Origin of the sequence: Pseudomonas sp. UBT (genome assembly GCF_050915955.1) — a bacterium.
GTDB classification, from domain to species: domain Bacteria; phylum Pseudomonadota; class Gammaproteobacteria; order Pseudomonadales; family Pseudomonadaceae; genus Aquipseudomonas; species Aquipseudomonas antarctica_A.
This window is the reverse complement of sequence record NZ_CP168079.1, coordinates 2,022,873-2,048,246: the sequence shown is the minus strand read 5'-3', so window position 1 is coordinate 2,048,246 and position 25,374 is coordinate 2,022,873. Positions and strand designations below refer to the sequence as shown.

The 25,374-nt window shown below is 62.6% G+C and carries 22 protein-coding genes; 11 read left to right on the top strand and 11 right to left on the bottom strand.

What is annotated here, in order from left to right; all coding sequences use genetic code 11:
- The first annotated feature begins 13 nt into the window (after positions 1–13).
- Positions 14–394, top strand: coding sequence for a RidA family protein (locus ACDZ94_RS09285; protein WP_003176922.1), 381 nt, complete (start codon positions 14–16; stop codon positions 392–394).
- Positions 395–450: 56 nt separating this feature from the next.
- Positions 451–1,191 carry a hypothetical protein gene (locus ACDZ94_RS09280; protein ID WP_064454726.1) on the top strand — a complete coding sequence of 247 codons (741 nt, stop codon included), beginning with the start codon at positions 451–453 and terminating at the stop codon, positions 1,189–1,191.
- Between the two features lie 127 nt (positions 1,192–1,318).
- Here ACDZ94_RS09280 and ACDZ94_RS09275 read toward each other — a convergent pair whose 3' ends face one another.
- A complete protein-coding gene (locus ACDZ94_RS09275) occupies positions 1,319–2,170 on the bottom strand; it encodes an SDR family oxidoreductase (protein WP_064454727.1) in 852 nt (283 codons plus the stop codon).
- A gap of 189 nt (positions 2,171–2,359) precedes the next feature.
- Here ACDZ94_RS09275 and exbB point away from each other — a divergent pair, with 189 nt between their 5' ends.
- The 9 genes from exbB to ACDZ94_RS09230 all read left to right on the top strand — a co-directional run bounded on the left by exbB (position 2,360) and on the right by ACDZ94_RS09230 (position 10,972).
- Positions 2,360–3,340, top strand: a complete 981-nt coding sequence (gene exbB / locus ACDZ94_RS09270) for a tonB-system energizer ExbB (RefSeq protein ID WP_064454728.1) — start codon at positions 2,360–2,362, stop codon at positions 3,338–3,340.
- 6 nt (positions 3,341–3,346) lie between these two features.
- Positions 3,347–3,772, top strand: a complete 426-nt coding sequence (gene exbD / locus ACDZ94_RS09265) for a TonB system transport protein ExbD (RefSeq protein WP_017526806.1) — start codon at positions 3,347–3,349, stop codon at positions 3,770–3,772.
- A complete protein-coding gene (locus tag ACDZ94_RS09260) occupies positions 3,769–4,518 on the top strand; it encodes an energy transducer TonB family protein (RefSeq protein ID WP_064454729.1) in 750 nt (249 codons plus the stop codon). Before exbD ends, ACDZ94_RS09260 begins: the two co-directional genes overlap by 4 nt.
- Positions 4,519–4,682: 164 nt before the next feature.
- The gene (locus tag ACDZ94_RS09255; protein ID WP_064454730.1) at positions 4,683–5,018 is read left to right on the top strand and encodes a cupredoxin domain-containing protein; all 336 of its coding nucleotides are present in this window, start codon (positions 4,683–4,685) and stop codon (positions 5,016–5,018) included.
- A 3-nt stretch (positions 5,019–5,021) separates the two neighbouring features.
- Positions 5,022–5,849, top strand: coding sequence for an FTR1 family iron permease (locus ACDZ94_RS09250; RefSeq protein ID WP_128589680.1), 828 nt, complete (start codon positions 5,022–5,024; stop codon positions 5,847–5,849).
- Complete coding sequence (locus ACDZ94_RS09245; RefSeq protein ID WP_064454732.1) at positions 5,846–6,376, top strand: iron transporter; 531 nt, start codon at positions 5,846–5,848, stop codon at positions 6,374–6,376. Before ACDZ94_RS09250 ends, ACDZ94_RS09245 begins: the two co-directional genes overlap by 4 nt.
- A 113-nt stretch (positions 6,377–6,489) precedes the next feature.
- Entirely contained in the window at positions 6,490–7,410 is a 921-nt protein-coding gene (locus ACDZ94_RS09240; protein WP_407016394.1) for a hydrogen peroxide-inducible genes activator, read from the top strand.
- 8 nt (positions 7,411–7,418) lie between these two features.
- Positions 7,419–9,494 (top strand): ATP-dependent DNA helicase RecG, encoded by a 2,076-nt coding sequence (gene recG, locus ACDZ94_RS09235; protein WP_221295902.1) that lies wholly within the window; start codon positions 7,419–7,421, stop codon positions 9,492–9,494.
- Between the two features lie 77 nt (positions 9,495–9,571).
- A complete protein-coding gene (locus tag ACDZ94_RS09230; RefSeq protein ID WP_064454733.1) occupies positions 9,572–10,972 on the top strand; it encodes an aminoacyl-tRNA deacylase and HDOD domain-containing protein in 1,401 nt (466 codons plus the stop codon).
- A gap of 135 nt (positions 10,973–11,107) precedes the next feature.
- On the opposite strand, the gene ACDZ94_RS09225 is transcribed toward ACDZ94_RS09230, so the two are convergent.
- The 10 genes from ACDZ94_RS09225 to ACDZ94_RS09180 all read right to left on the bottom strand — a co-directional run bounded on the left by ACDZ94_RS09225 (position 11,108) and on the right by ACDZ94_RS09180 (position 25,372).
- Entirely contained in the window at positions 11,108–11,488 is a 381-nt protein-coding gene (locus ACDZ94_RS09225) for a helicase (RefSeq protein ID WP_432751369.1), read from the bottom strand.
- A gap of 124 nt (positions 11,489–11,612) precedes the next feature.
- Entirely contained in the window at positions 11,613–12,539 is a 927-nt protein-coding gene (tagQ, locus tag ACDZ94_RS09220) for a type VI secretion system-associated lipoprotein TagQ (RefSeq protein ID WP_128589686.1), read from the bottom strand.
- 84 nt (positions 12,540–12,623) lie between these two features.
- Positions 12,624–14,336, bottom strand: a complete 1,713-nt coding sequence (locus ACDZ94_RS09215) for a formylglycine-generating enzyme family protein (protein WP_432751368.1) — start codon at positions 14,334–14,336, stop codon at positions 12,624–12,626.
- Entirely contained in the window at positions 14,329–15,513 is a 1,185-nt protein-coding gene (locus tag ACDZ94_RS09210) for an ABC transporter permease (RefSeq protein ID WP_432751367.1), read from the bottom strand. Before ACDZ94_RS09210 ends, ACDZ94_RS09215 begins: the two co-directional genes overlap by 8 nt.
- Positions 15,513–16,217, bottom strand: a complete 705-nt coding sequence (locus ACDZ94_RS09205) for an ABC transporter ATP-binding protein (protein ID WP_221296160.1) — start codon at positions 16,215–16,217, stop codon at positions 15,513–15,515. The genes ACDZ94_RS09210 and ACDZ94_RS09205 overlap by 1 nt, the downstream gene beginning before the upstream one ends.
- Positions 16,217–19,219, bottom strand: a complete 3,003-nt coding sequence (locus ACDZ94_RS09200) for a serine/threonine-protein kinase (protein WP_262666574.1) — start codon at positions 19,217–19,219, stop codon at positions 16,217–16,219. Before ACDZ94_RS09200 ends, ACDZ94_RS09205 begins: the two co-directional genes overlap by 1 nt.
- On the bottom strand, positions 19,216–19,935 hold the full coding sequence (locus tag ACDZ94_RS09195; RefSeq protein WP_064454739.1) for a PP2C family protein-serine/threonine phosphatase: 720 nt from the start codon (positions 19,933–19,935) through the stop codon (positions 19,216–19,218). Before ACDZ94_RS09195 ends, ACDZ94_RS09200 begins: the two co-directional genes overlap by 4 nt.
- Complete coding sequence (gene tagF, locus ACDZ94_RS09190; protein ID WP_064454740.1) at positions 19,936–20,589, bottom strand: type VI secretion system-associated protein TagF; 654 nt, start codon at positions 20,587–20,589, stop codon at positions 19,936–19,938.
- On the bottom strand, positions 20,586–24,086 hold the full coding sequence (gene tssM, locus ACDZ94_RS09185; protein ID WP_432751366.1) for a type VI secretion system membrane subunit TssM: 3,501 nt from the start codon (positions 24,084–24,086) through the stop codon (positions 20,586–20,588). Before tssM ends, tagF begins: the two co-directional genes overlap by 4 nt.
- On the bottom strand, positions 24,083–25,372 hold the full coding sequence (locus ACDZ94_RS09180) for a DotU family type VI secretion system protein (RefSeq protein WP_432751365.1): 1,290 nt from the start codon (positions 25,370–25,372) through the stop codon (positions 24,083–24,085). The genes tssM and ACDZ94_RS09180 overlap by 4 nt, the downstream gene beginning before the upstream one ends.
- Positions 25,373–25,374: the final 2 nt, after the last annotated feature.

The following is a 25,374-nucleotide window of genomic DNA, read 5'->3' as shown; positions in this document are numbered from 1 at the left end:
CAAGGAGTCACTCATGACCAAGACTGTTATCACCAGCGACAAGGCCCCGGCCGCCATCGGTACTTACTCCCAGGCGATCAAGGCGGGCAACACCGTCTACATGTCCGGCCAGATCCCGCTGGACCCAAAGACCATGGAACTGGTTGAAGGCTTCGAAGCACAAACCGTACAAGTCTTCGAAAACCTCAAGTCCGTGGCCGAAGCCGCTGGCGGTTCGTTCAAGGACATCGTCAAGCTGAACATCTTCCTCACCGACCTGAGCCATTTCGCCAAGGTCAACGAGATCATGGGCAAGTACTTCGAACAACCGTACCCAGCCCGTGCCGCCATCGGCGTTGCTGCCTTGCCTAAAGGCGCACAGGTTGAGATGGACGCGATTCTGGTCATCGAGTAAAACACCCGGCGCAGCCCCCAAGGGCTGCGCCGACTTCGTTTCAGAAGGATTTCGTAATGCGCAAAGCGCTTGTAGCCTCTTCGTTGCTCGCCCTGTTGCTCGGCGGCTGCGCCAGCAACCCCGCCGACCTGGATGTGAGCGGCACCTGGATCAACCAGGCCGCCATCAACGCGGCAGCCAAGGGCGGCCCTTTGCGTGAAGCCCTGCAATCCTTTGGCCCGAACCTCGAGTGGGAGGTCAACACCAAGGCTTCGCAGGCACGCTACTACAACGGTTTTGAAGTAGCGGAAGGCAAGTTGCTGGGTGAGAAATCCGGCGCCTGGAGCGTCGAGTTCTACGGCAGCTCGGCCACCGAACTCAAGCGCAAGGGCAAACAACTGCTGCAAGTGGCCAACGATAACGAGCCAGAACAAGTGTTCGCCCGCGCCAAAGACCCAGCCCCGGAGGGCGCGCCATTGGGCGCCAACTTCGAGCGGGCGCTGTATGCGGCCTATATGGGCGGCGACTGGAAGATTACCGACGGCAACGGCGACGGTGCCACGGTACAGTTCCAGGCCGACGGCAAGGTCGCTGGCCTGCCAGGCGTCGACCGGTATTCGCTGTGCCTGGCGGGAGACTGCGCCTCGATGAGCGGTGGCTATGACAGTATCTGGCTGCAACTGAACGGCCAAGGCAACCCGTGGATCTTCGTGCGCAAAGGCAAGCAGCTGGAAATTTTCCAGGCGGTGAACACCGCGCATACGGACGAAGTACCTTCGTTTACGCCCGGCCCGCGACAGTGGTTGCTTGAAAAGTAATAAATAGCATCACGTAGATCTGAGTGTGGGAGCTGGCTTGCCTGCGATGACGGTGTCACATCCAACGCCGATGTGACTGATACACCGCAATCGCAGGCAAGCCAGCTCCCACATTTTTGACCGCGCTTTAGCCTTTCAAGATCGCTGCATACCCCTCGCGATAGGTCGGATACGTCGGCGCCCAGCCCAGCGCCTTGGCTCGGGCATTGCTGCATTGCTTGCTACCAGCCCGCCGTACACTCGCGTCATCCGCCCACTCGGTCACGCCCAGGTACTCGCGCAACCAGCCCACGACTTCCGCCAATGGCGCAGGCGCATCGTCCACGCCGATGTAGATCTTATCCAGCGAACCGCCCTGCTCCACATGCCGCAACAAAAAGGCGAGCAAGCCAGCGGCGTCATCCGCATGAATCCGGTTGCCATATAAAGGTGGATCAACCGCCACGCGATAGCCTTGGCGCACCTGGGTCAACAGCCATTCGCGGCCGGGACCATAGATCCCGGTCAACCGCACGATACTCGCCGCAATACCGCTGTTGAGGGCCACTTGCTCGGCCTCCAGCATCACCTGGCCCGAATATCCCTTCGCCAGGGTGTCGGAGGTTTCGTCGACCCACTCCCCATTCTGCTGGCCGTACACACTGCTGCTGGACACAAACAGCAGGTGCTTGGGTTCCTGGCCGTAGTCGCCCAGCCACTCCAATACATGCTGCAACCCTTGCACATACGCCGCGCGATAGCCGGCTTCATCGTGGTCCGTGGCAGCAGCGCAGTACACCAGGTAATCCACCCCGCCGATCGGCCAGGTGTCAGGACAATCCTTTTTGAACAGGTCGCCGGCAATGCCGATTACACCGTCGGGAAGCCGCGAGATATCGCGTCGCAGACCATGAACCTCCCATCCCGAGGCCAGCAATTGGCTAGCCAGCCGACTACCCACATCGCCGCAACCGGCAATTACAACAGAAGGCGCAGACATCACAAAACTCCATTCTTAAAGGCGCAGATTAGCCGCCAGAGATGACCAGCGGCCAGCAAAAGGACAAATTAAGTAACTGTATTACTTTTGTTAACAAGAATTACTTGCAATAATAACCCCCCCCATTTGTCCTCGGCCTCCAAGGGTCTGGCAGGACGATCACTCATTTCTCTCTCAGGTCCGGCCAGCATGACACGTAATACAAACCCCGCTTCGCCAACCAAGCTTCACAGCCCATCCCGCGCCTGGCGTGCGATTGCTGCGCTGCTGTTCAGCGTACTGCTGGCACCGACCGCCGCATTCGCTGATGCCACCGCCCCAGCCACTCCGGCTGCTGCCGAGCACACGCCTGCAACCCCAACTGCGCCTGTCGCAGCGCCGGTCGCCACCGATCCTGCCCAGGCTGCAAACCCAGCGCCTGCCGACGACTCCGGTGTGGTACTCGAAGAAGACAACACCTTGGGCATGGCCCATGACCTATCGCCATGGGGCATGTACCAAAACGCCGACATCGTGGTGAAAGCCGTGATGATCGGCCTGGCCATCGCTTCGATCATTACCTGGACCATCTGGATCGCCAAGGGCTTCGAGCTGCTGGGCGCCAAGCGCCGCCTGCGCACTGAAATCGTCCACCTGAAAAAGGCCACCACCCTCAAGCAAGCCAGCGAAACCGCGACCAAAAAGGGCACCCTGGCCAACCTGCTGGTACAGGACGCGCTGGAAGAAATGCGCCTGTCGGCCAACACCCGCGAAAAAGAAGGCATCAAGGAACGCGTCAGCTTCCGCCTGGAGCGGCTGGTTGCAGCCTGTGGCCGTAACATGAGCAGCGGCACCGGCGTACTGGCCACCATTGGCTCCACCGCGCCTTTCGTCGGCCTGTTCGGTACCGTGTGGGGCATCATGAACAGCTTCATCGGCATCGCCAAAACCCAGACCACCAACCTCGCCGTCGTTGCCCCCGGCATCGCCGAAGCCCTGCTGGCAACGGCCCTGGGCCTGGTTGCCGCGATTCCTGCGGTGGTGATCTACAACGTCTTTGCCCGTTCGATTGCCGGCTACAAGGCCCAGGTATCGGACGCATCGGCAGAAGTCCTGCTGCTGGTCAGCCGCGACCTCGATCACCTGCCTACCGAGCGCAGCTCGCAACCGCACATGGTGAAAGTGGGGTAATCGGCCATGGGCCTGCATTTGAATCAAGGCGACGACGAACTCGTCGAGAATCACGAAATCAACGTCACGCCGTTTATCGACGTGATGCTGGTGCTGCTGATCATCTTCATGGTGGCGGCACCGCTGGCCACCGTGGACATCAAGGTCGACCTGCCCGCGTCCAGCGCAAAACCTGCGCCGCGGCCGGAAAAACCGATTTTCCTCAGCGTCAAAGCGGACCAGCGCCTGTTCCTGGGCGAAGAAGAAGTCAAAACTGAAACCCTGGGCCCGGTACTCGACGCCAAGACCCAGGGCAAGAAAGACACGACGATATTCTTCCAGGCCGACAAGGGCGTGGACTACGGCGACCTGATGAGCGTGATGGATGCCCTGCGGGCAGCCGGCTACCTCAAGGTAGGCCTGGTCGGACTTGAGACGGCAGCCAAGAAATGATCACGACGCGCCACAAACTGACGCGTTATGGCACCAGCCTCGCCGTCGTGCTGGGCGTGCATGCCGTCGCGATCATCATCGCGCTCCAATGGTCCGCGCCACATCCGGTGCAACTGCCACCGGCGGCCATGGTCATCGACTTGGCGCCAATGCCCGCACCGCCGCCGCCGGCACCGCCCAAGGTGATTACGCCGCCGCAGCCGCCGGCACCGGTGGAAGAGCTGCCCCTACCGAAAATGGCCGAGGCGCCCAAGCCAACAATCCAGGTACCCAAGCCGGTCAAGCCCAAACCGAAGCCTCAGCCACCCAAGCCAGTGGAGAAGAAGCCCGAGCCGCCCAAGGAAAAACCTTCCGAGGAGCCGCCGAGCGAAACCCCACCAACCAACACACCGGCTGAAAAATCGGCGCAGCCAGCTCCTGGCCCATCGCCACAACAGGTAGCGGCCAAAGCTTCCTGGGAAGGCACCCTGCTGGCGCACTTGCAGAAGTACAAGAAGTACCCGCCAGGTGCTCAACAGCGTGGCAAGGAAGGTTTGAACCGCCTGCGCTTTGTAGTCGATGCCGAAGGCAACGTGCTGTCTTACGAGTTGGTCGGCCGCTCCGGCAACGCTGACCTGGACCGAGCGACCCTGGACATGATCCGTCGTGCCCAGCCACTGCCCAAGCCACCGGCCGATATGTTGAAAGGTGGCAGCGTCGAAATCGTCGCGCCGTTTGTTTACAACATCGAAAAGCGTCGCCGATAACCCTCTCCGTGGGCACTCCAGGTGCCCACGGTTGCTTTTCCCCCTCCCATCGCTTCAAACCTGAACAGAGATTGAACAGGTTAAGCGTGCGCTCGATCTTCACTTGTAACATTTCAATACGAAGCCAATTATTCGCGAATGGTTCTCATTAGTGGATATTCGGCATGCCCGACCTTGCCCGATTGACTCTCGCCCTGCTCGCGCTACCTGTCGCCGCCCATGCGGATCGACTGGTCACAGTGGGCATTCAAAACCACACCTTCACACCCTCGAGCATCGAGGTGCCGGCAGGCGAACGTTTTCGCATCCAGCTCACCAGTCATGACGAGAGCGTCGATGAGTTCGAAAGCTATGACATGAAGTTCGAGAAGATCATCGTTCCCGGCAACACCGTCACCGTTTTCGCCGGCCCGCTGCACCCCGGCACCTACACCTTTTTCGATGACTACCACCCGGACCAGGCCAAAGGCACGGTCACCGCCGTCGCGCCGAAGGAGTAGGCCATGCTCGCTTGTTTATTGATTGTGTTTCGTGAAGTGCTGGAAGCCGGGATTGTGGTCGGGATTATCATGGCCGCCACCCAGGGCCTGGCACGACGCGGCCTGTTTATCGGCGGCGGGATCGCCGCCGGCGTGCTGGGTGCAGGCCTCCTCGCCCTGTTCACCGGAGCAATCACCCAGGCGCTGGAAGGGTTCGGTCAGGAAATCTTCAACGCGGCGATTCTGATTGTCGCGGTCATCATGCTCGGCTGGCACAACCTGTGGATGGCCACCCATGGTCGCGAATTGGCGACTCAACTGCGCAGCGCTGGCAGTGCCGTACTGCGTGGCGAAAAATCACTCTGGGCATTGGCCGTCGTGATCACCGTGGCGGTGTTGCGCGAAGGCTCGGAAATCGTGCTGTTCCTTTATGGCATTGCCGCCTCGACCCAGACCGACCCGCTCACAATGCTGACCGGCGGCGTGCTCGGCATCATCGCCGGTGCAGCGCTTTCCTGGCTGCTGTATCGCGGCCTGATCGCCGTCAGCCTCAAGCGCCTGTTCTCGATTACCGCCTGGATGATCGCCCTGCTCGCCGCCGGTATGGCCGGGCGCGCGGCCGCGATACTGGCCGGTATCGACCTGATTCCTGCCTGGGGCTATCAGCTCTGGGACACCTCCTGGCTGGTTTCCGATGCCAGCCTCACCGGCAGAGCGCTGCAAGCGCTGGTGGGCTACACCGATCGACCGCTCGGTGTTCAGCTGGTTGCCTGGGTGGTCACGCTGCTACTCCTGGTGACGGGTAATCGATTGATTCATTCACGTTCCCCCTCCAAAGGAGCTGCCACATGAAATACCTGAGTAAACCATTGGCCACCGCGCTGGTGCTCGTCGGCGCTGCGTCCGTATCCGCCCTGGCCCAGGCCCGCGAATACCCGATTGGCGGGCCGGTACAAGCCAACGACATGGAAATCGCATCGTCCTATCTGGTGGGCATTGAGATGGCGCCTATGCCGCCAGGCATGGTCATGAGCAAGGATTCAGTGCACCTGGAAACCGACGTCCACGCCACCGCCGACAACAAGTACGGCCTGGCCAACGGAGAATGGGTACCGTACCTGACCATCACGTACTCCCTGGTCAAGCAAGGCGCGCCGGACTACAAGGAGATTGGCACCCTGCTGCCAATGGTCGCCAAAGACGGCGCACACTACGCCAACAACGTGAAGATGGACGGCCCTGGCACCTACACCGTCGTACTGCGCTACGAAAGCCCGCAAATCAAGGGTTTCTTCCACCATGTCGACAAAGAAACCGGTGTGCCCGAGTGGTGGTCTCCCTTCACCGAAACCTTTACATTCAAGTACCCACAGAGCTAAACGCGTACTTACGACACTCGATTACTGGGTGTCGTAAACACCACCGTGTCTGATAACGTGCGTCTATCGATTGCAGCCGGTATGCTTGGCCCGCAACCTCATGGACGCCCGCTATGACTCTTACAGAATTACGCTACATCGTGACCCTCGCCCAAGAACAGCACTTCGGCCATGCGGCCGAGCGTTGCCATGTCAGCCAGCCGACGCTGTCGGTGGGCGTGAAAAAGCTTGAAGACGAACTCGGTGTGCTGATTTTTGAGCGCAGCAAGAGCGCCGTGCGCCTCACGCCAGTGGGCGAAGGCATTGTTGCCCAGGCCCAGAAGGTACTGGAACAAGCCCAAAGCATTCGCGAGCTGGCCCAGGCCGGCAAGAACCAGCTGACCGCACCGCTGAAAGTCGGCGCCATCTATACCGTCGGCCCGTACCTGTTCCCGCACCTGATCCCGCAACTGCACCGCGTTGCGCCGCAGATGCCGCTGTATATCGAAGAAAACTTCACTCACGTACTGCGCGACAAACTGCGCAACGGCGAGCTGGACGCGATCATCATCGCCCTGCCGTTCAACGAGGCAGACGTGTTGACCCTGCCGCTCTACGACGAGCCGTTCTATGTATTGATGCCGGCCTCACACCCGTGGACACAGAAAGACACCATCGACGCCGGCCTGCTCAACGACAAGAGCTTGCTGCTGCTCGGTGAAGGCCACTGCTTCCGCGACCAGGTACTGGAAGCCTGCCCGACCCTGGCCAAGGGCAACGACGGCGCCAAGCACACCACCGTGGAATCCAGCTCCCTGGAAACCATTCGGCACATGGTGGCTTCCGGCCTGGGCATCTCGATCCTGCCGCTGTCGGCAGTGGACAGCCATCACTACGCCCCTGGCGTGATCGCTGTGCGCCCACTCACGCCGCCCGTGCCGTTCCGTACCGTGGCCATTGCCTGGCGTGCCAGCTTCCCGCGGCCCAAGGCCATTGAGATCCTCGCCGACTCGATCCGCCTGTGCTCGGTGGCCAAGCCGCCTGCTGCGAGCTAAGCAAGCGTATGACTGAGCTGTCGCGAGTGTCGGTGACGGCACTCAAAGGTGTCGGTGAAGCCATGGCCGAGAAGTTGGCCAAGGTCGGCCTGGAGAACCTCCAGGACGTGCTGTTTCACCTGCCCCTGCGTTATCAGGACCGCACACGTGTGGTGCCCATCGGCCAGTTGCGCCCGGGGCAGGACGCGGTGGTTGAAGGCACCGTCAGCGGTGCCGATGTGGTGATGGGCAAGCGCCGCAGTCTGGTCGTACGGCTGCAGGACGGTACCGGCGGGCTGAGCCTGCGCTTCTATCACTTCAGCAATGCACAAAAGGAAGGCCTCAAGCGTGGCACCCGCGTGCGCTGTTACGGTGAAGCCCGGCCTGGCGCCTCGGGCCTGGAAATCTATCACCCGGAGTACCGCGCTATCACCGGCGACGAGCCGCCTCCAGTCGATACCACGCTCACGCCGATCTACCCTCTGACCGAAGGCCTGACACAGCAACGCCTGCGCCAACTGTGCATGCAGACCCTGACCCTGCTCGGCCCGAAAAGCCTGCCCGACTGGCTGCCCCTGGAACTGGCCCGCGACTATCAACTGGCGCCGCTGGACGATGCGATTCGCTACCTGCACAACCCGCCAGCCGATGCCGATGTCGACGAACTCGCGCTCGGTCATCATTGGGCACAACACCGCCTGGCCTTCGAAGAACTGCTGACCCACCAGCTGTCTCAGCAACGCCTGCGCGAGAGCATGCGTTCGCTGCGCGCCCCCGCGATGCCCAAGGCCACGCGCCTGCCGGCGCAATACCTGGCCAACCTCGGCTTTGCGCCAACGGGCGCCCAGCAACGTGTGGGCAATGAAATTGCCTATGACCTCAGCCAGCACGAACCGATGCTGCGGCTGATCCAGGGCGATGTGGGCGCGGGCAAGACCGTGGTCGCCGCCCTCGCCGCCTTGCAAGCATTGGAAGCCGGTTACCAAGTGGCGCTGATGGCGCCCACCGAGATCCTCGCCGAACAACATTTCATCACCTTCAAGCGCTGGCTCGAACCGCTGGGCCTGGAAGTGGCGTGGCTGGCGGGCAAGCTCAAGGGCAAGGTCCGCGCGGCGGCACTGGAACAGATCGCCGGTGGTGCACCGATGGTGGTGGGCACCCACGCGTTGTTCCAGGACGAAGTGCAGTTCAAGAACCTCGCACTGGTGATTATCGACGAACAGCATCGTTTCGGCGTGCAGCAGCGCCTGGCATTGCGCCAGAAAGGTGTGGGTGGGCGCATGAACCCGCACCAACTGATCATGACCGCCACGCCGATCCCGCGCACGCTGGCCATGAGTGCCTACGCCGATCTCGACACATCAATTCTGGATGAGCTGCCGCCGGGCCGCACACCAGTCAACACCGTGCTGGTCACCGACACGCGGCGTGTGGAAGTGATTGAGCGCGTGCGCGGCGCCTGCGCCGAAGGGCGTCAGGCCTACTGGGTGTGCACGCTGATTGAAGAGTCCGAAGAACTGACCTGCCAGGCCGCCGAAACCACCTATGAAGACCTCACCAGTGCCTTGGGCGAGCTCAAGGTCGGGCTGATCCACGGCCGCATGAAGCCTGCGGAAAAAGCCGCCGTGATGGCCGAATTCAAGGCCGGCAACCTGCAACTGCTGGTGGCCACCACCGTGATCGAGGTCGGTGTGGACGTGCCCAACGCCAGCCTGATGATTATCGAAAACCCCGAGCGCCTGGGCCTCGCCCAACTGCACCAGTTACGCGGCCGCGTTGGCCGGGGCAGTGCCGCCAGCCACTGCGTGCTGCTCTACCACCCGCCGCTGTCACAGATCGGCCGTCAGCGCCTGGGCATCATGCGCGAAACCAACGACGGTTTTATCATCGCCGAAAAAGACCTTGAACTGCGCGGCCCCGGCGAAATGCTCGGCACCCGCCAGACCGGCCTGCTGCAATTCAAGGTCGCCGACCTGATGCGCGACGCCGACCTCTTGCCCGCCGTGCGTGACGCGGCGCAAGCGCTGCTTGAGCGCTGGCCGGATCACGTCAGCCCGTTGCTCGATCGTTGGCTCAGGCATGGGCAGCAATACGGCCAAGTGTGACGCCTGACTCACTTATCCAACCAACAGTTGTATCAAGCTGGTTATACTTCGATGACTGTAAGAAATTGGATCAGGCCATGTCAGAAGTCGCCCTCGCCACAGCCCCACTGACCGCCCCGCCGGTCATTCGGGCTCTGCTCGCAAAGCTCGCCATCCCTTACACGGAGGTTGTCGAACAGCCTGGCCTGAATCCCGCGCAAAAAGTCCAGGCAGTGTTGCTGGAAGACGCCGTCGGCGCGCTCATGGTGTTGTTCCCGCAAAGCCAGTTGCTTGACCTCAACCGTCTCGCCGAACTGACCGGCCGCCGCCTCATAGCCGTGTCGCCGGACCGCATCGAGCGCATGTTGGCCAAGCATGATCTGAACCTGCTGCCCGGCCTGCCGGCACTGACCAGCTCGCCTTGCCTGTACGAAGGCAGCCTGCTCAGCGAGCCAAGCCTGCTGGTGCACTCAGGCGAAGCCGGGCTGCTGCTGGAGATCGCCAGCGGCGACTTCAAGACCATGCTCACCAAGGCCAGCGCCGGGCACTTCGGCGAACCGTTGAGTAACATCCGCCCCAACCTCGACCGCCCCAATGATGACCGCGAGGAAATCACCCAGGCGATGCAGGCTTTCACCGCTCGCCGAATCCAGCAGCGCCTGGAAGCAACTATCGAGATTCCACCCCTGGCCGACACGGCGCAGAAGATTATCAAGCTACGTGTCGACCCCAACGCCACCATCGATGACATCACCGGCGTAGTCGAGACCGACCCGGCCTTGGCCGCCCAAGTGGTGAGCTGGGCGGCGTCGCCGTACTACGCGTCGCCAGGCAAGATTCGTTCAGTGGAAGACGCCATTGTGCGCGTGCTCGGCTTTGATCTGGTAATCAACCTGGCACTGGGCCTGGCCTTGGGCAAAACCCTGAGCCTGCCGAAAGACCACCCGCACCAGGCCACGCCGTACTGGCACCAGTCGATCTACACCGCCGCCGTAATCGAAGGCCTGACCCGCGCCATGCCCCGCGCCCAGCGCCCGGAAGCCGGCCTGACTTACCTGGCCGGCTTGCTGCACAACTTCGGTTATCTGCTGCTGGCCCATGTGTTTCCACCGCACTTTTCGCTGATCTGCCGCCACCTCGAGGTCAACCCGCACCTGTGCCACAGCTATGTCGAGCAACACTTGCTGGGCATCAGCCGCGAGCAGATCGGCGCCTGGTTGATGCGCTATTGGGACATGCCGGACGAGCTGTCCACCGCCCTGCGCTTCCAGCACGACCCGACCTATGACGGGCAATATGCTGAATATCCGAATCTGGTGTGTTTGGCTGTGCGCTTGTTGCGCAGCCGTGGCATTGGCTCCGGGCCGGATGAGGCGATTCCGGATGCGCTGCTTGAGCGTCTGGGCTTGAGCCGTGACAAGGCTGAGGAAGTGGTCGGCAAGGTGTTGGATGCCGAGGTGCTGTTGCGTGAGCTGGCATCGCAGTTCAGCCAGGGCTGACATTGTCGCCTGATAAACCGCTATCGCAGGCAAGCCAGCTCCCACAGTTGACCGAGTTCCAACCCTGGAATGCAGTCAACTGTGAGAGCTGGCTTGCCTGCGATGAATTCATCTCGGTACCCCTGAAGAAACCCTTCAGACCTTCTTCTTTTTCTTCGGCTTCAAATACTTGGTCAGCCCCTGGAACCAGATCACCAGCGCCGGGTTGCCCTTGATCTGGATAGACTTGTCCTGAATCCCCGTCATGAACGCCAGTTGCTTGTTCTTCGCCTGCATCGTGGCGAAGCCGTAGGCCGCATCTTTGAAAGCAATGGCAAATGCCGGTGCAGGGTGAACCCCTGAACGGCTGGTGATGCGCTGGTCTTTGACGATGAAGTGACGGGCAACCTTGCCGTCGAGGGTCTGCAACTGGAACGCCAGGTCTTTGTCACCCAGTTGTTGCTGGAAAGCGGGGTTGGTGCGGCTGGCTTTGCCCATCATCAGGCCAAGCACCCACAGCAGAAGACGAAATTTCATGCACACGGCCTCGGTGTATTTATTAAGTGGCCGCAGCAGTGTAACGATTTGCAGAAGGAACGCCACCGATCTCGTGCTTTAGCAGGAGATCGGTTGGCGTTTAACGCTTATAGCAACATGTTACTTAAACGTTAGGGCAAGGTACCGGCGCCCAGTCGGCGAGGTTTGGATCGCGGCAAGTGCCTTCGATCTGTGCTTTACCGGCGCTGGCGACCTGCTTGCTTTCAGCTTGCTTGGCCTGGACGGTCTGGATGCTCTTCTCGGTGGTCACCGCTTCTTTCGGCACGGTTGGCAATACCGGCTTCTTCGCAACTTTTGCCGGCGTCTTGCCCTTCTTGGCCGGCACCACTGGCGGCGTTACATCTGCCTGGGCAACGGTTACCACGTCGTTGCGCTGCACACCGACTTGCTGCAGGTCTTTCTCGTAGGCCTGGGTGTAGTTGTTCAGGTCTTCGCTGGCTTTACCGTTGACCGCAACGATCAGGTCATTGGACTCCTTCAAGCCTGCAACGATTTCCGCCAGGCGCTTGCGGCCTTCGGTGTCGTTGACGGTCTTGGCTTTACGATCGGTCACCAGCTTGGTGAACGCGCTCTGATAGCACTGCTGGGACGCCTTGGCGTAGGCGGTGCTCCGGTCGATGTCGGAAGCGCTTTTGTTGAAGTCAGTGGAGTAGGACGCGATGCGCTGGTTGTCATCCGTGATCTGCTTCTGACGCTCGGTGTAGTAACCCGCTGCGCCGCCGGCCAGGGCGCCGCCCGCTGCACCGATAGCGGCGTTACGGCCGCGCTTTTCGGAGTCGCCGGTCAGGGCACCCAACAGAGCACCGCCGGCCGCGCCGAGGGCCGCACCGGTCACAACCGACTTGGTCATGTTCGAATCGGTCGCGCGCAAGTGCTGCACCGGCTCGTAGCAGTTCGGGTAGTACTCGACCTTGGTGCTTGACGCGACCTTGGAGGCCGGCGACGTGGCGCAACCAGTCAACACGGTGCTAAAACCGGCTGCGATCAGCAGCAGGTGACGCTTGGAAACCGCCTTACGGGAAAAAAGCATAGGTGTGTTCTCTTTTAAGTTTGACTTGCCCAGCACGGCCCACCGCCGCCTGAGTCCCTTCCAAGCTCGCCATACAACCAGCGGTCAAGACCGCTGACCGCTCGCTGCGAGCAATTCCTTCAATATCGTTGCCGGGTCGGCCCGCTGTTGCTTGCGGTAGTCGCCGACATGGCGAACGAACAGTGTCGCGCGCGTCACCAGGCTTTTACCGAGCACTGGCTTGCGATCCAACTCTTCCTTGATACGTTGAAACTGCGCCTGGATAACCGCATCGGTGTAGCGCGTGCCGGTGGCCAGGTTGTCGATGTAGATCGCCACCGCGCCATCAAGCGCGCTGCGCCCATTGTCGATGGCCGTGGCAAACAGCTGGGCGCTGGCCGTGTCCTTGTTGTCCAAAGCCTGCTGGCGACTCTTCTGCAGGTTGGTCAGGCGAATGTTGTAGTTGCTGATGGTCTCGGCCACCAACGCGGCCGACTGGATCAGGTTGCCCGCCGCCTCTTCGCGTTGCTGGGCGATCAGCGAGACGTTGCGCTTGAGCTCTTCGTTGACCAGCCCCAGTTCGGCTTGCAGCTTGGGATCGACGCTGGCCGAGATAATGCTGTCCAGGCGCTTGGTCGGGTCCTGGGCGTCGTCAATCGCGTCGGTCAACGAGGCCAGGCGGCCCTCTTTTTGCCACTGAGCGAACAGCTCCTTGTAACGCGAGCGCGGCGCCGACAACGCCCCCACCGCCACGCGAAAACCGGTGGTCTCGTTGCTTTGCTCGGTGCCGTCAGCGGCGAACAGCGGATACTCGCGGCGCATGCCGGTGAACAGCGTGCCCTCGCCTTCCAGGTAATTGCCGCCCTTGACCACAAAGCCGCCGTAGGTGCCCTGGCGACGCCCGGCATGCACCAGCTGGAAGGATTCCTGGACCATTTCCGCCGCATTGCCGATCACGTCGAACATGCCGATCGGGTTGGGCAGTTTGGTGCCGATGGGCATCAGGCGCGCGGCCTGGCCAGTGCCGCCGGCAACCTGGTTGAATACCGCGTAATCCGCCAGCGGGCCGTCGCTTTCGCTGCCTTCGACGCGCCGTGGGAACAGGCGCCCTTCCAGGTCCTGACGGCTCACTGCCTGGCCACCGCGCGCGGCGTATTCCCATTCCACTTCGGTGGGCAGGCGCACAAAGCCCAAGCCACCGTCTTCCGCCGAGGAACCACGGCCGCTTACCGGCAGCAAGTCACGGTGGTATTTCATCAGCCAGGCGCTGTACACCGCCGAGAAGCGCTCGGCTTCAAAGCGCGACAGTTTCACCTTGGGCAAACGCGCGGCCATGCCGGTGGGCAAATCGCAGGCCGGGGCCGGCTCGCCGCTGGCCAACGACTGCGCCTGGGACATCACTTGGGCGTACTGGCGTGCGGTCACTTCGTACTTGCCGATGAAGTACAGCATCGGCTTGAGCGGGGTTTTCGCGTCGGTCTTCGGCATCAAGGGCGCGATGACTTTGTTCCAGTCTTTGGGCAAATCCTTGAGGGTGAACTGGCCGTTGATGAAGTCGCGGCGGTAGCCGGAAATAAACGACTGCTGATAGCCCGCCTCACCTTCGGCGAAGGGGTAGCCGAGGCTGATCTCACGGTCATCCAAGGTGCCCTGGGCCAGCACGTAGGCATAGCGGAACACCATGTTGCCTTCGCAGGGCAGCGGCAGGCTGACGTCGTCCGGCAGCGGTTTGGGGTTGTCGAGTTTGTCGCTGGCCTCATCGGCCCACGCCATCGACGCCAAGCTCAGCGCCACACAGGCGCCCAGTAACTTATACATCTCTGATTCCTTCAGAAGCCTGGATACGCGCCACTCGCCAACCACCACAGGCCGCCGCCACGGCGCTGACGCCAAGGACTGCAACCAGGGCCAGGCCGTAGTGACGCGCCAGCAGGTGACTGGCGTATTCGCCCGGCACCTGCACAAATAATTGATTCAAACCCATCTCGGCCAAGCCATAGAGCCCGGCACTCAGCCCGGCAGCGAAACCTGCGCTGTAGAGCGCCTGCATCACCACAAACAGCAACAGTGCGCCGGTAGAAAACCCCAACAAGCGCAACACGGATAACTCCCGACGCTTGCGCGCCACGGCGGCCAACGCCCCGGCAAAGATCGCCGCAAACGCGCCAGCCAAGGCCAGCCCGGCGATAATCCAGAACACGATCGACAGGTTGCGGCTCAACGACTGCACCTGGGCGATGGTTTGCGCCTGGGTCGAGACCAACAGATTCTGCCCGGCGAAATACACTCGCAACGGCTCTACATCGGTGAGGGTGCGTGCGTACAGGCGAAACGCCGGGTACACACGCTGCTCACTCACACCGACCGCGTCACCTTCCCAACCCAATGCGGGCACCGCTCGACCGTCGCGGTAATCTTCGGCCGCTTCCAGCAGGCCCAAATCAGCGAACAAGCCATCGCGGGCAAAGGCTTCCAGCGGCAATACCGCCTGCACCTGCAACCGTGTGCGCTGGGCTTCGACGCGCCCCGCCACTTGCCGCGCAAAACTGGTCTCCAGCCAATCGCCAGGCCGCGCCGCGAGCTTTTCAGCGGCGGTGTGGCTCAGCACAATCTGGTCCAGGCCCCGAGGCATCGGCAAACCCGCCAGCAAGGGATCGCCCGGCGCCGTCGGCAGCATTTCCAAGGTGAGCGTGCCCACCTGCGCGGTCGCCGCAATCTGCCGGGTACGCGGCACGGCAAACCCGACATCGCTGCGCAGGCCGAGCTGCTCGATAAACCCGCTGCTGAATCGACCACCGCCCAACGGAATGATTTCACGGGTGGCGGGATCGGTCTCCAAACGTTCGGTCAAACTGCTAACCAGTCCAAATTTCAGGCCGAATAACACCAGCAACGGCACCATGACTGCCACCAGCGCCAACACCGAACAGGCGGACAGCCAGGCATCGTTGCGGTAATCCTGCCAGGCCAGTGAGGCAACCAGACCACTGCGCATCAGCACGCCTCCCCGAGGGTAGCGGTGACGCCGCCGTCGGTGTCACGACGGCAAGTGATGCGCCGCACCTGCAAGCCGCTGGCACGGGCCAGGGGTTCGTCATGCGTGGCGATCACGCAGGCCGCACGGTGTTCGAGGGCCTGTGCCAGCAGCGCCTGCATGACACGCTCAGCGTTAAGCGGGTCCAGGGACGCCGTCGGCTCATCCGCCAGCACCAGTTGCGGCGCATGGGCCAGGGCTCGGGCGCAGCTGACGCGCTGGCGTTGGCCCACCGACAGCGCGGCCGGTTTTTTGGCCAACTGATCGCTGATTTCCAGTTGCTCGGCCAGTCGCGCCACGCTGCCGTCGTCCTTCAACCCCAACAGTTGCCGGGACAGGGCGATATTGCCGCGCACATCGAGAAACCCCAGCAGTCCACCGGTTTGCAGCACATAGCCCAGGTGCCGGCTGCGTAACTCGGCCAACGCGGATTGCTGATCGGCACGCCACAGGCCGCCAATGTCGACCTGGTTGAAGGCAAACCGGCCAACCTGATCCGGCGCCAACACCAGCGCCAACAGATCCAGCAACGTGCTTTTGCCACAGCCACTCGGCCCGACAATTGCCAGTTGCTCACCGGCACCCAGCGTCAGCGCCGGAATCACCAGGCTATAGCGCTGGCTACCGAGGCCCCGGGTCTTGTGCACCGCGCTCACATTCAACATCACGGCAGCGTCGACAACGGCACGCGGTACAACGCATCGCCCGGTTCGGCATCGCCGAAACGGACCCAATTGGCCACGTCATTGTGGAAGGTTTCGTAGAGACGGATTTTCGAATCCAGCTCGTCAATAAAGTCTTCCTGCTCGGCGACGCTCAACGACAACCACAAGTCCTGCGTCATGTTCAGCGACTTGCTGCGGTACGGCAGGCCTTCCAGGTATTCACCGAGAAGGCCGCCGTCGGCCAGGTTGCCGCCCTTGCGCAGGGCTTGCGGGTCGCGGCTCATATAGGCCGAGGCGCTGGCGATTTCCTGGAAGAAGTCTTTGGGCGAAGTTTGGGTTTTGCGCGCGGCATCGACGATCAGCTTCAACGACTGCTGCAGGTCATTGAGCTGCAACTTGGTCAGCATCACGCACACCTGGAACGCCGGCAGCGCCGGGTTCGTCAGGTCACGGTCGGCGGTCCAGGCGCTGACCAATTGCGGGGCCTGGCTCGCGGTTTTGCGGCCGAGAAAATCCATGTGCATGGCGTAGCCGACAGCGGCGGACTTATCGGCCAGGCTCGGCGCGGAACTCAGCAGTGGCACCGGTTGCGGCGTATTGCTGCGCACTTGATGAACGAGGTTGGCAAACACGCTGCCGATCTCATCGACACGCTCACCCAGCTTGCGTACATCACCGCCCGGCACCGGCGTATAGAGGTCGCCGATCTGCGGGTTGGCATCGGCTGTGAGCACGCGATATTGGCTTTCCGCACCGGCATGGGTTTTCTTGCCGGCGTCGGTGCGCAGGTGCAGGGCGTAGATCTTGATCTGCTTGCCCAGTGCCGCCTGGCGCACTTCGGCTTCGTTCATTTGGGTGGCGGCAAACGGGTCGTTTTTGCGCAGCGCGCCGGCGTCGGTGACCAGCAGGATAATGCGCCCGCCGTAGCCGGACCAATCCATGTCATCCACCGCCTGCATGACCCCGGCAAACGCATCCTCGTTGAAGGAGTGGCTGGAAACGGTGGACGCCTTGACCTGGCGCGCCATGTCGAGGAAGCGTTGCGGATCGCGCCCCTGGTCGAGGGTGATCAGGGTCTTGGCCACGTATTCCAGGCCCGGGGTTTTCTTGATGCTGTTGCGGAAACCCACCAGGCCGAAGCTGACGCTGTCCAACTCGCCGCGCTCGGCAATGCGCGTTTGCAGCTCGTGTACGACGTCGCGGACTTGGTCGATATACGGCTGCATCGACACGGTGGTGTCGACCACCAACACCACGGCGGTGCGGAACGCATCGGCGTTGGTGCTGATCACACGGGCGGCCGGTTTGGCCGCGGCAGCGCTCCCGGGGTCGATGGACGCCACGTTAAGCAACTGCACCGGCTGGCCGTTTTCATCGAAGCTCTCTTTGGCGTCGAAGATCGGCAACAGGTAAAACTGGTTTTGCGGGACCGCGCTGGCCGTCGGCTCAAGCGCCAGCACTTGTTGATTGTCTTCGCTGTTTTTCTGCGCCTTGGCCAATACGGTCTTGGCGGCAGCGGGATCAGCCAGGAGCTTTTCCACCTCCGAGGATTGGCGCAGGAACATCACCGGCGCCCGGCCCGAGCGCTCGGTGAACTTGAGCACCAGGCTTTGCTTCCAGTCGCTGACCTGGGAAGCCGGCAACCAACCATCGCTGCGCCCATCAGTGGCGGCACCGACACGCACCCATGGGCTGCCATCGACGTCTTTGCGCTGGTAAACGTAGAGCACGGAAAACGCCGGCAGCGCTTCGCCGGCTGCACCACCGGCGTCATGGGACAGCTTGGCGCCCGGCTTGCTGAGCACACGCTGAAACAAGGTCTTTTTGCCGGCCATCAGCAAAGGCCGCTGACCGCCATCCACATCCGCCACGGCCGGTTTTACTGGCGCAGGTGGCGGCGTCGGCGTCGCCGGTGTTTTCGGGACTACGGCGGCGGGCGGTGCAGCAGGCGTATCGCCGCTGCTCAGCCACCAGTAACTGGCACCGCCTATCGCCAGTGCAACGGCCACCGCGACTGCCGCCAACGCCAGCACCGGCCCACGACGCTGTTCGGACACGGCGTTGTGCTGCGTCGGCGTCACCACCGGCTGGCGAATCGGTTGCGGCTGAGGCCTTTCAGTCGGAATTTCGATGGACACCGGCGTCATGCCCGCCAGATCAAAACTCAGCGGTATCGGCAGCGGCCGCACCAGCGTTGCTTCAGGCGAGTCCGCCGGCAGTTGATCCAAGGCCCGCAACAACGCCGCCGCATCCGGGAACCGCTCGGCCGGGTCCTTGGCCAACAGCTTACGCAGCACATCCTGATAACGGCCGTGGTGCACCGGCAACTCCGGCAGCGGCTCGGTCAGGTGAGCCAGCGCGGTGGAGAGCGCATCGGTGCCGGTGTAGGGCAACTTGCCGACAAGAATTTCATAGAGCACCACGCCCAGCGCGTACAGGTCAGCGCGGCCATCAATCTCCTGGCCCCGCGCCTGTTCCGGACTCATGTAGCTCGGCGTGCCCACGGCAAATCCAGCCTGGGTGAACTGGGTGCGGTCGTCCAGCGACTTGGCGATACCGAAGTCCGACAACACGGCGGTGCCGTCGGCGCGGAACAGAATGTTCGCCGGCTTGACGTCGCGGTGCACCAGGCCCTGGGCATGCGCATAGCCCAGTGCGGAGGCGATCTGGCGGATCAGGGTCACGCCCTGCTCCGGCGTCAACCCGGCGGCGATGCGCTCCTTGAGCGTGCCGTTGGGCAGGTACTCCATGGCCATGTAATACAGCTCACCGACATTGCCGATGTCATGGATGGTCACCGTGTGCGGGTGGGACAGGCGCGCCAGGGTCTTGCCCTCGCGCAGGAAACGCTCGCAAAAACTTGGGTCAGCCGCCAGCGCCGCCGCCATCACCTTCAACGCCACCTTGCGCTCCAGCGAGCGCTGGGTCGCCAGGTACACACTGGCCATGGCACCTTCGCCAATCTCGCCTTCGATGTCGTAACCCGCAATCACAATGTTCATGGCGAGACCTTCACGACGATAGCGGTGATGTTGTCCGGCGCGCCGCGGTTAAGTCCCAGGTGCACCAGGCTGCGTACGATTTCATCCGGTGCGTCATGGCTGAGCACCTCGCGGATTTCATGGTCTTCGACGGTCTTGTTCAGGCCATCGCTGCACAGCAGGTAGCTGTCACCGGGGGCGATCAGCAAGTCGACCACTGCCAACTCCAGCTGCGCCTCCACACCAACCGCGCGGGTGACGATATTGGCGCGCGGGTGAACGCGGGCATCAGCCTCGCTGAGCAGGCCGCTGTCTTGCAGGTCTTGCACGTAGCTGTGGTCGCGGGAGATGCCTTCGAGCACGCCATCGCGCAGACGGTACAGGCGACTGTCACCGGCCCACAAACACACGCCACGCAGGCCGCGCGCCGCCAACACAACGACGGTGCTGCCCATCATGGTCACGCCACGGTTGGCGGTTTCTTCACGTACGGTAGCGTTGATGCGGATCAGGTCATTGCGCAAGGCCGCCGAATACTCATCCAAAGAGCGACCCACCGGCACACTGCGCAGGCTGTCGACGATCAGGCTGCTGACGTAGTCCCCGGCCGCATGCCCGCCCATGCCATCGGCCACCACCCACAGGCGGTTTTCCGACAGGTCCAGGCACGCGTCTTCATTGACCTGGCGCACCATGCCCACATGGCTTTTGCTCGCGGATTTGAACGTCGACCCCATCTACACCACACCTTCTTGTCCGAGCAAAAACTGCGCAAAATCGCCGGCGGCAGGCAAACCCTGACACCGCAATAAACCAGGGGAAATACGTTGGGAGCCACGGCCCCACCACAGGCTGGCGCCTTCGCAGGCCTGTTCGGCGAGCGCGGTCATTCGGCTGTGGGGCACGGTGGCGGCAACCCGTTGCAGGCCTGCAAAGCGGCTGTCCACAGCGCGCGGCTCACTTGCCGGAATGCCGAGTTTGTCGAGGTCGTCGTTGAAGCCTTCAAAGGTCGCGCCAGTATCCAGAGTGCTGAGCAACAGCTCTTCAGCCTGTTCGAACCAGGTGTCCGGGCCGCCGACCAGCGACGCCGGATTGGTGTCGTGATCCAGCAAAGCGACCACCGCCAACGGAAAATACCGCCCGACCCGGTCAATGCTCGGCATCACCACGCCCGCCGCAGCGTCCGGCCCGCACACACCCGGTGCCAGCACAAAGCGCCACAACGGGCTGACCAGGTACACGTTGAGCCAGTCGCCGCCCAGGCGGTTCTGGCTGGCGAGCAAACCGGCCGCCAGCCAGCTGTCCCACGGGCCGATAAAACTCTGGGGCAAGGCGCGACTGACAAAGTCACCGCGGCTGGCCAACTTGCCGTAGAAACCCAGCGTCGTCATAACCGCTCCGGCAGGCTGAAGCCGCTGAGTACACGGCTCTTGAACGGGTTGAAGGCGCTGTTGGCGCGCAACTCGTAGGCGATACTCGCCCCGTCCACCCGCAGGCGCAGGTTGAAGCGGTCCGGCGAGTTACCGGCGGTGAGGTCCGATTGCTCCAGCAGGCGGAACCAGGCCCACGGCCCGTCCAGGGTCACGCCCGAACGGCCGCTGGCCGACGGCGGCATGATAGAAATACGCACCAAGCCAATGCTGCCCGGGTTCGGCCATTGCATGGCCACCGGGCGGCTTGGGCCGTGGTCGTAGCTCAATTGCTGGCCGTCCAGATCCAGCAGGAACTGAGTGATCGTCGGGTCCATCGACACCGGCTTGAGTTCGAAACGCACAATCGGTTGGGTGCCGCCAGCGCGGAAGAACGCATCACGAATGGCCGCCGCACGCTGGAAGGTTTGCAGCACGCCCGGCGCAATCCCGAGCTTCTGCGCCGCCCCCGGCTGCCAGCGCCAGGTCGGCGCAGACGTGTCCACATAAGGCTGCAGGTATTTGCGGAAGTAGTTATCCATCACCCCGCCCACACCAAAAAACTGGCCAAAGTCATCCAGCGTGGCGTCGCGCGCGCTGCCCGGCGACATCGGATAACGACCGGCCAGGGACTGGCGGTACACGTTGACCACTTCGCTGACCCACGCTGCGTTCAATTGGTTGCGCACGCCGCCCATCATGCTGTTGGTGGTGGAATTGACCACCGACTTGACCATGCCCTGCACCAACGGCGGCTGGCGCTCGGCATTCAGGCTGACCCGCGTGGCTGCCGCCGCCGCCTGGTTCTTCGCCTCGCCGAGCAAGGCATCGCCACTGGCACCGACCATGGCGCTGACCTGCACATACAGCGCGTTCATATCCGCGAGCAGGCCGTCGATGGCGGCCGGTTCGCCTTCATTCTTGCTGACGATGCTGTTGAGTTCAGCGAAATGCGCGGTCACCGGATCATCCGCCGCTTGCGCAGTGTTGGTGGTCTGTTGCTCCTGGCCGAGCAGGCTGCCGAGGCGCTCCTTGAGCTTGTCGACACCCCCTTCCACCGGCACGCCTTTGGCGGCCAATTGGCGCTCTTCGGCTTGCAGGTCAGTTTCCTTGGCCACCGCCACCAGCAGTTTTTTCAGCGGCGACGTCGGGCCGGAAATCACTCGCAGCACATCGGCCGCCTGGGCCACGCTGGTGATCGGCACAAAGTCGATATCCGCAAGCAAGGCATCCCACTGGCGCTGGTAATCCTGGAAATACAGGCGGCGCACATCGGCGGCGAGGCTCGCCACGTTTTGCTGGTCTGCCTGTTCGCGGCCCAGCACCCACTGCTCTTCAGCCAGGGTGCCCGTCTGATTCAAGCTGCTCAGCAGGAACGCCTGACGATAGCCCTTGGCGGTGAAAAACCCACTCAACGGCTCGCCCAGCGGCTTGCCACTTTTACGGCTGAACACCAGCGCGGCATCACGGCCTGCGGCTTCGTTGATACGGAAGTCAGGAATGCCGTCGGGCAGTTTCTGACGTTTAACGCGGTCATAGACGCGCTGAGCCACCGGCAGTTGTTGCAGTTGGCGACGCAGGTCGTCGATCAGCCGTGGGTCGAGTCGCGCGCTCGGCGGATGGCGCTCGAACAGCGCCTGCAAATGCCCGGTCAACGCCTGGCGCTGATCGGCCGGCAGGTCACGCGGCAGGCTACGGTCCCAGTCGAGGGCGATCCAGGCCTTGATGAAGTCCGGGTCGTAATGCTCGTTGTCGGCGAGCATCAGGTAAGCCTTCAGGCCTTCATAGAGGAAGTCGGAATTGCCACCGCCGTGCAGTTGTTCTTCGATGCGCGTCACCAGGCGGGGGGCGAATACGGCGATCAACAGCTTGCGGTAGACACTGGCGGACTCGGCTTCGAGCATGTCGCCTTGATACAGGCCCAGCCCTTCGGACCAACTCGGCGAATCACCCGCGAGGTTCTTCACCGCATTGAGCAACGGCAGCACGGCGAGGACTTCGCGCTGCGCCGGGCTGAGGTTTTGTACCGTCTGGCCCAGCGGCGCGACCTTCTGGTCGACTTGGGCGATGTAGGCCTGATTGGCGCGATAACTCACCCACCACAAACTGCTCACCACCACCACCAAGGCCACGGTAGCGGCTAATACACCGCGTGCGATCCACTTGCGCCGCCGCTCGACCTTCGGGTTCACCCCCACCAGCCCACGCTCGGCGAACGCCACGGCGGTGAACAGTTTTTCGATGAAGTAACTGCGCCCGGTACCGCTCTGGCGCGCCAGGTGCTGGCGGTCCAGGTTCATGCTCTGGGCCATGGCGCCGATCAAGCGATCAATCGGGCTGCCTTCCTGGGTGCCGCTGGTGAAGTACACGCCGCGCAGCAATACGCGCTCTTCAAAGGCATTGGGCTTGAACACGCCTTCAAGGAAGCTTTGCAGGCAATCCTTCAACGCGCCGAACTGCTGCGGGAAGCCGTAGATCAGGTCGCGCCGCGCCGGGTCGCGCTCCTGTTGCAAGCGTTCCACCAAGCGTTCGTTGAGACGCTGCTCCAGGCCGGCAAATTCGCTTTGCAGATGGGCCAACGGGCTGTCGCTGTTCTTGCCGTCATCCAGGGCAAAGGTCATGCCCCACACCTGGGCGCGGTCTTCCTTGCTCAGGTTGTCAAAAAACTCCATGAAGCCCGGCACCAGGTCGAGCTTGGTCAGCATCAGGTAGATCGGGAAACGCACGCCCAACTGGGTGTACAGCTCCTGGATACGCAGGCGAATTGCAGCGGCATGCGCGGCGCGCTCGGCGTCGCTGCCCAGTAGCAAATCGGACAGGCTGATCGCGATAAAGGCGCCATCGATCGGGCGGCGCGAGCGCTGCTTCTTCAGCAGGTCAAGAAAGCCCAGCCACGCGGCTTTATCCACCGTGGAGTTGCTGTCCTGCGTGGTGTAACGACCAGCGGTGTCGAGCAAAACCGCTTGATCGGTAAACCACCAGTCGCAATTGCGCGTACCGCCAACGCCTCGCACCGCACCGGCGCCCAATTGCGCGGCCAGCGGAAAATGCAGGCCGGAATTGACCAGCGCGGTGGTCTTGCCCGAGCCCGGCGGGCCGATGATCACGTACCACGGCAGCTCGTAGAGGTTGCGGCGTTCGTCACCGCCGAGCTTGGCCTTTTTCAGCAGCGTGAGGGCTTCGTCCATGCGCTGACGCAGGGTCGATAGCTCTTCGGCAGTGGCGACGCTGTTGGGGTCGGCCGGCGTTTCGGCCGCCAGGCTGCGCATCACTTCGGCGGCCTGACGCCGGGCCTGGATAATGCGGAACACGCGGTAAGCGATCCACACGGCAAACACCAGGATGATCAGCGCCCAACGGCGCCCTTCCGGCACCAGGACGTCGAGCAACGGCCCGACAAACCAGATGATCAGGCTGAGGGCGATCAGGCCCAGCAATGGGATCACCCAGCGAATCATGAAACTGAAAAACGCCTTCACTCGACGCCCTCCGCCAATACGGTGATTTCAACCCGACGATTGCGGGCACGGCCTTCGGCAGTGGCATTGGTGGCCACCGGCGTGGTATCGCTTCTGCCTTCGGCGCTGAAGCGATCCGCCTGGCCGGTCTTGGCCGCCAGAATCTCCAGCACCGACTTGGCGCGCGCTTCGGACAGCGCCCAGTTGGACGGGAACCGCAGTGTGGCAATCGGGCGGTTATCGCTGTGCCCGGTGACGCGCACCTGACCCTTGACCTTGCGGATGGCATCGGCGATGCGCAGCATCAGCGGCTGGTAGTCATCGACAATGCTGGAACTGGCTGACGCGAACAGCTCATCACCCCTGATCGTCACCACGGAACGGTCGACCTTGTCTTCCACGGCCACGCGGCCCGCCTTGATGTCTTCCACCAGGAAGCCTGCCAGGCGTGGCCGTTCAATCACTTTCGGTTGCGCCACGGGACGGTCGATGGCCTGCACCGGGATCTCGCCCAGGGCATGGATATTCTTGAACACCGGCTCGGCGTCCGACGCCAGCTTCATGCGCAAACCGAACAGCAACGCCAACAGCAGCGCCAGGCCGATGGCCACGGCGACCCATGGCGGCATGAATTGCGCCAGGCGATCACGCGCCACGGTCACGCCGCGCCAATGCGGCGACAGCTCACGCTCGTGCTCACCACGGGCGCTGCGAATGGCCGCGGCAGTGCGTTCACGCAAGGCTTCCAACTGGCTGCGACCGTCGTTCATCACGCGGTAGCGGCCCTCGAAACCCAGGCACATGCACAGGTACAACAGCTCCAGCAAATACAGGCGCTCGCGCGGGCTTTGCAGGCAGTGGTCGAGCAACTGAAAGACTTTTTCGCCGCCCCAGGCTTCGTTGTGCACCGTGATCAACAAGCTCTGTTTGCCCCAGTCACTGGTGCTGCCCCACGGCGTACTCAGCACGGCCTCATCCAGCGCGGTGCACAGCGCGTAACGCGCCAACAGCACTTCGTTGCGCGCCACACCGGCGGCTTCGGCGCGCTCTTCGAACTGGCGCAAGTAGGCCAGTAACTGCGCACGCAAGCTGGCCGGCGCCGGGTGCGCGATGGTGTTGCGCAGGCGTGTCAGCAGCGCAAGCAACGGGCCAGCAGCGCTTTCCAGCGGGTTGAGGCCTTGGCTTTTACCGGTCAGGATCGGCGCGGCCGGCATCGACAGCGGTGCCGGCTCTGCACGCGCAGGTTCCGGCGCGCGACCACCCGGACGCGGCATGAACTGGGTGCGGTCATCATCATTGGGATGCATCG

Coding starts and splice junctions, on each gene's coding strand:
- ACDZ94_RS09215 (WP_432751368.1), bottom strand. CDS start 14,336: ATGTATAAGTTACTGGGCGCCTGTGTGGCGCTGAGCTTGGCGTCGATG.
- ACDZ94_RS09255 (WP_064454730.1), top strand. CDS start 4,683: ATGCCCGACCTTGCCCGATTGACTCTCGCCCTGCTCGCGCTACCTGTC.
- recG (WP_221295902.1), top strand. CDS start 7,419: ATGACTGAGCTGTCGCGAGTGTCGGTGACGGCACTCAAAGGTGTCGGT.
- exbB (WP_064454728.1), top strand. CDS start 2,360: ATGACACGTAATACAAACCCCGCTTCGCCAACCAAGCTTCACAGCCCA.
- ACDZ94_RS09210 (WP_432751367.1), bottom strand. CDS start 15,513: ATGCGCAGTGGTCTGGTTGCCTCACTGGCCTGGCAGGATTACCGCAAC.
- ACDZ94_RS09245 (WP_064454732.1), top strand. CDS start 5,846: ATGAAATACCTGAGTAAACCATTGGCCACCGCGCTGGTGCTCGTCGGC.
- exbD (WP_017526806.1), top strand. CDS start 3,347: ATGGGCCTGCATTTGAATCAAGGCGACGACGAACTCGTCGAGAATCAC.
- ACDZ94_RS09230 (WP_064454733.1), top strand. CDS start 9,572: ATGTCAGAAGTCGCCCTCGCCACAGCCCCACTGACCGCCCCGCCGGTC.
- ACDZ94_RS09260 (WP_064454729.1), top strand. CDS start 3,769: ATGATCACGACGCGCCACAAACTGACGCGTTATGGCACCAGCCTCGCC.
- ACDZ94_RS09180 (WP_432751365.1), bottom strand. CDS start 25,372: ATGCATCCCAATGATGATGACCGCACCCAGTTCATGCCGCGTCCGGGT.
- ACDZ94_RS09280 (WP_064454726.1), top strand. CDS start 451: ATGCGCAAAGCGCTTGTAGCCTCTTCGTTGCTCGCCCTGTTGCTCGGC.
- ACDZ94_RS09200 (WP_262666574.1), bottom strand. CDS start 19,219: ATGAACATTGTGATTGCGGGTTACGACATCGAAGGCGAGATTGGCGAA.
- tagF (WP_064454740.1), bottom strand. CDS start 20,589: ATGACGACGCTGGGTTTCTACGGCAAGTTGGCCAGCCGCGGTGACTTT.
- ACDZ94_RS09195 (WP_064454739.1), bottom strand. CDS start 19,935: ATGGGGTCGACGTTCAAATCCGCGAGCAAAAGCCATGTGGGCATGGTG.
- ACDZ94_RS09275 (WP_064454727.1), bottom strand. CDS start 2,170: ATGTCTGCGCCTTCTGTTGTAATTGCCGGTTGCGGCGATGTGGGTAGT.
- ACDZ94_RS09250 (WP_128589680.1), top strand. CDS start 5,022: ATGCTCGCTTGTTTATTGATTGTGTTTCGTGAAGTGCTGGAAGCCGGG.
- ACDZ94_RS09285 (WP_003176922.1), top strand. CDS start 14: ATGACCAAGACTGTTATCACCAGCGACAAGGCCCCGGCCGCCATCGGT.
- ACDZ94_RS09205 (WP_221296160.1), bottom strand. CDS start 16,217: ATGTTGAATGTGAGCGCGGTGCACAAGACCCGGGGCCTCGGTAGCCAG.
- tagQ (WP_128589686.1), bottom strand. CDS start 12,539: ATGCTTTTTTCCCGTAAGGCGGTTTCCAAGCGTCACCTGCTGCTGATC.
- ACDZ94_RS09240 (WP_407016394.1), top strand. CDS start 6,490: ATGACTCTTACAGAATTACGCTACATCGTGACCCTCGCCCAAGAACAG.
- ACDZ94_RS09225 (WP_432751369.1), bottom strand. CDS start 11,488: ATGAAATTTCGTCTTCTGCTGTGGGTGCTTGGCCTGATGATGGGCAAA.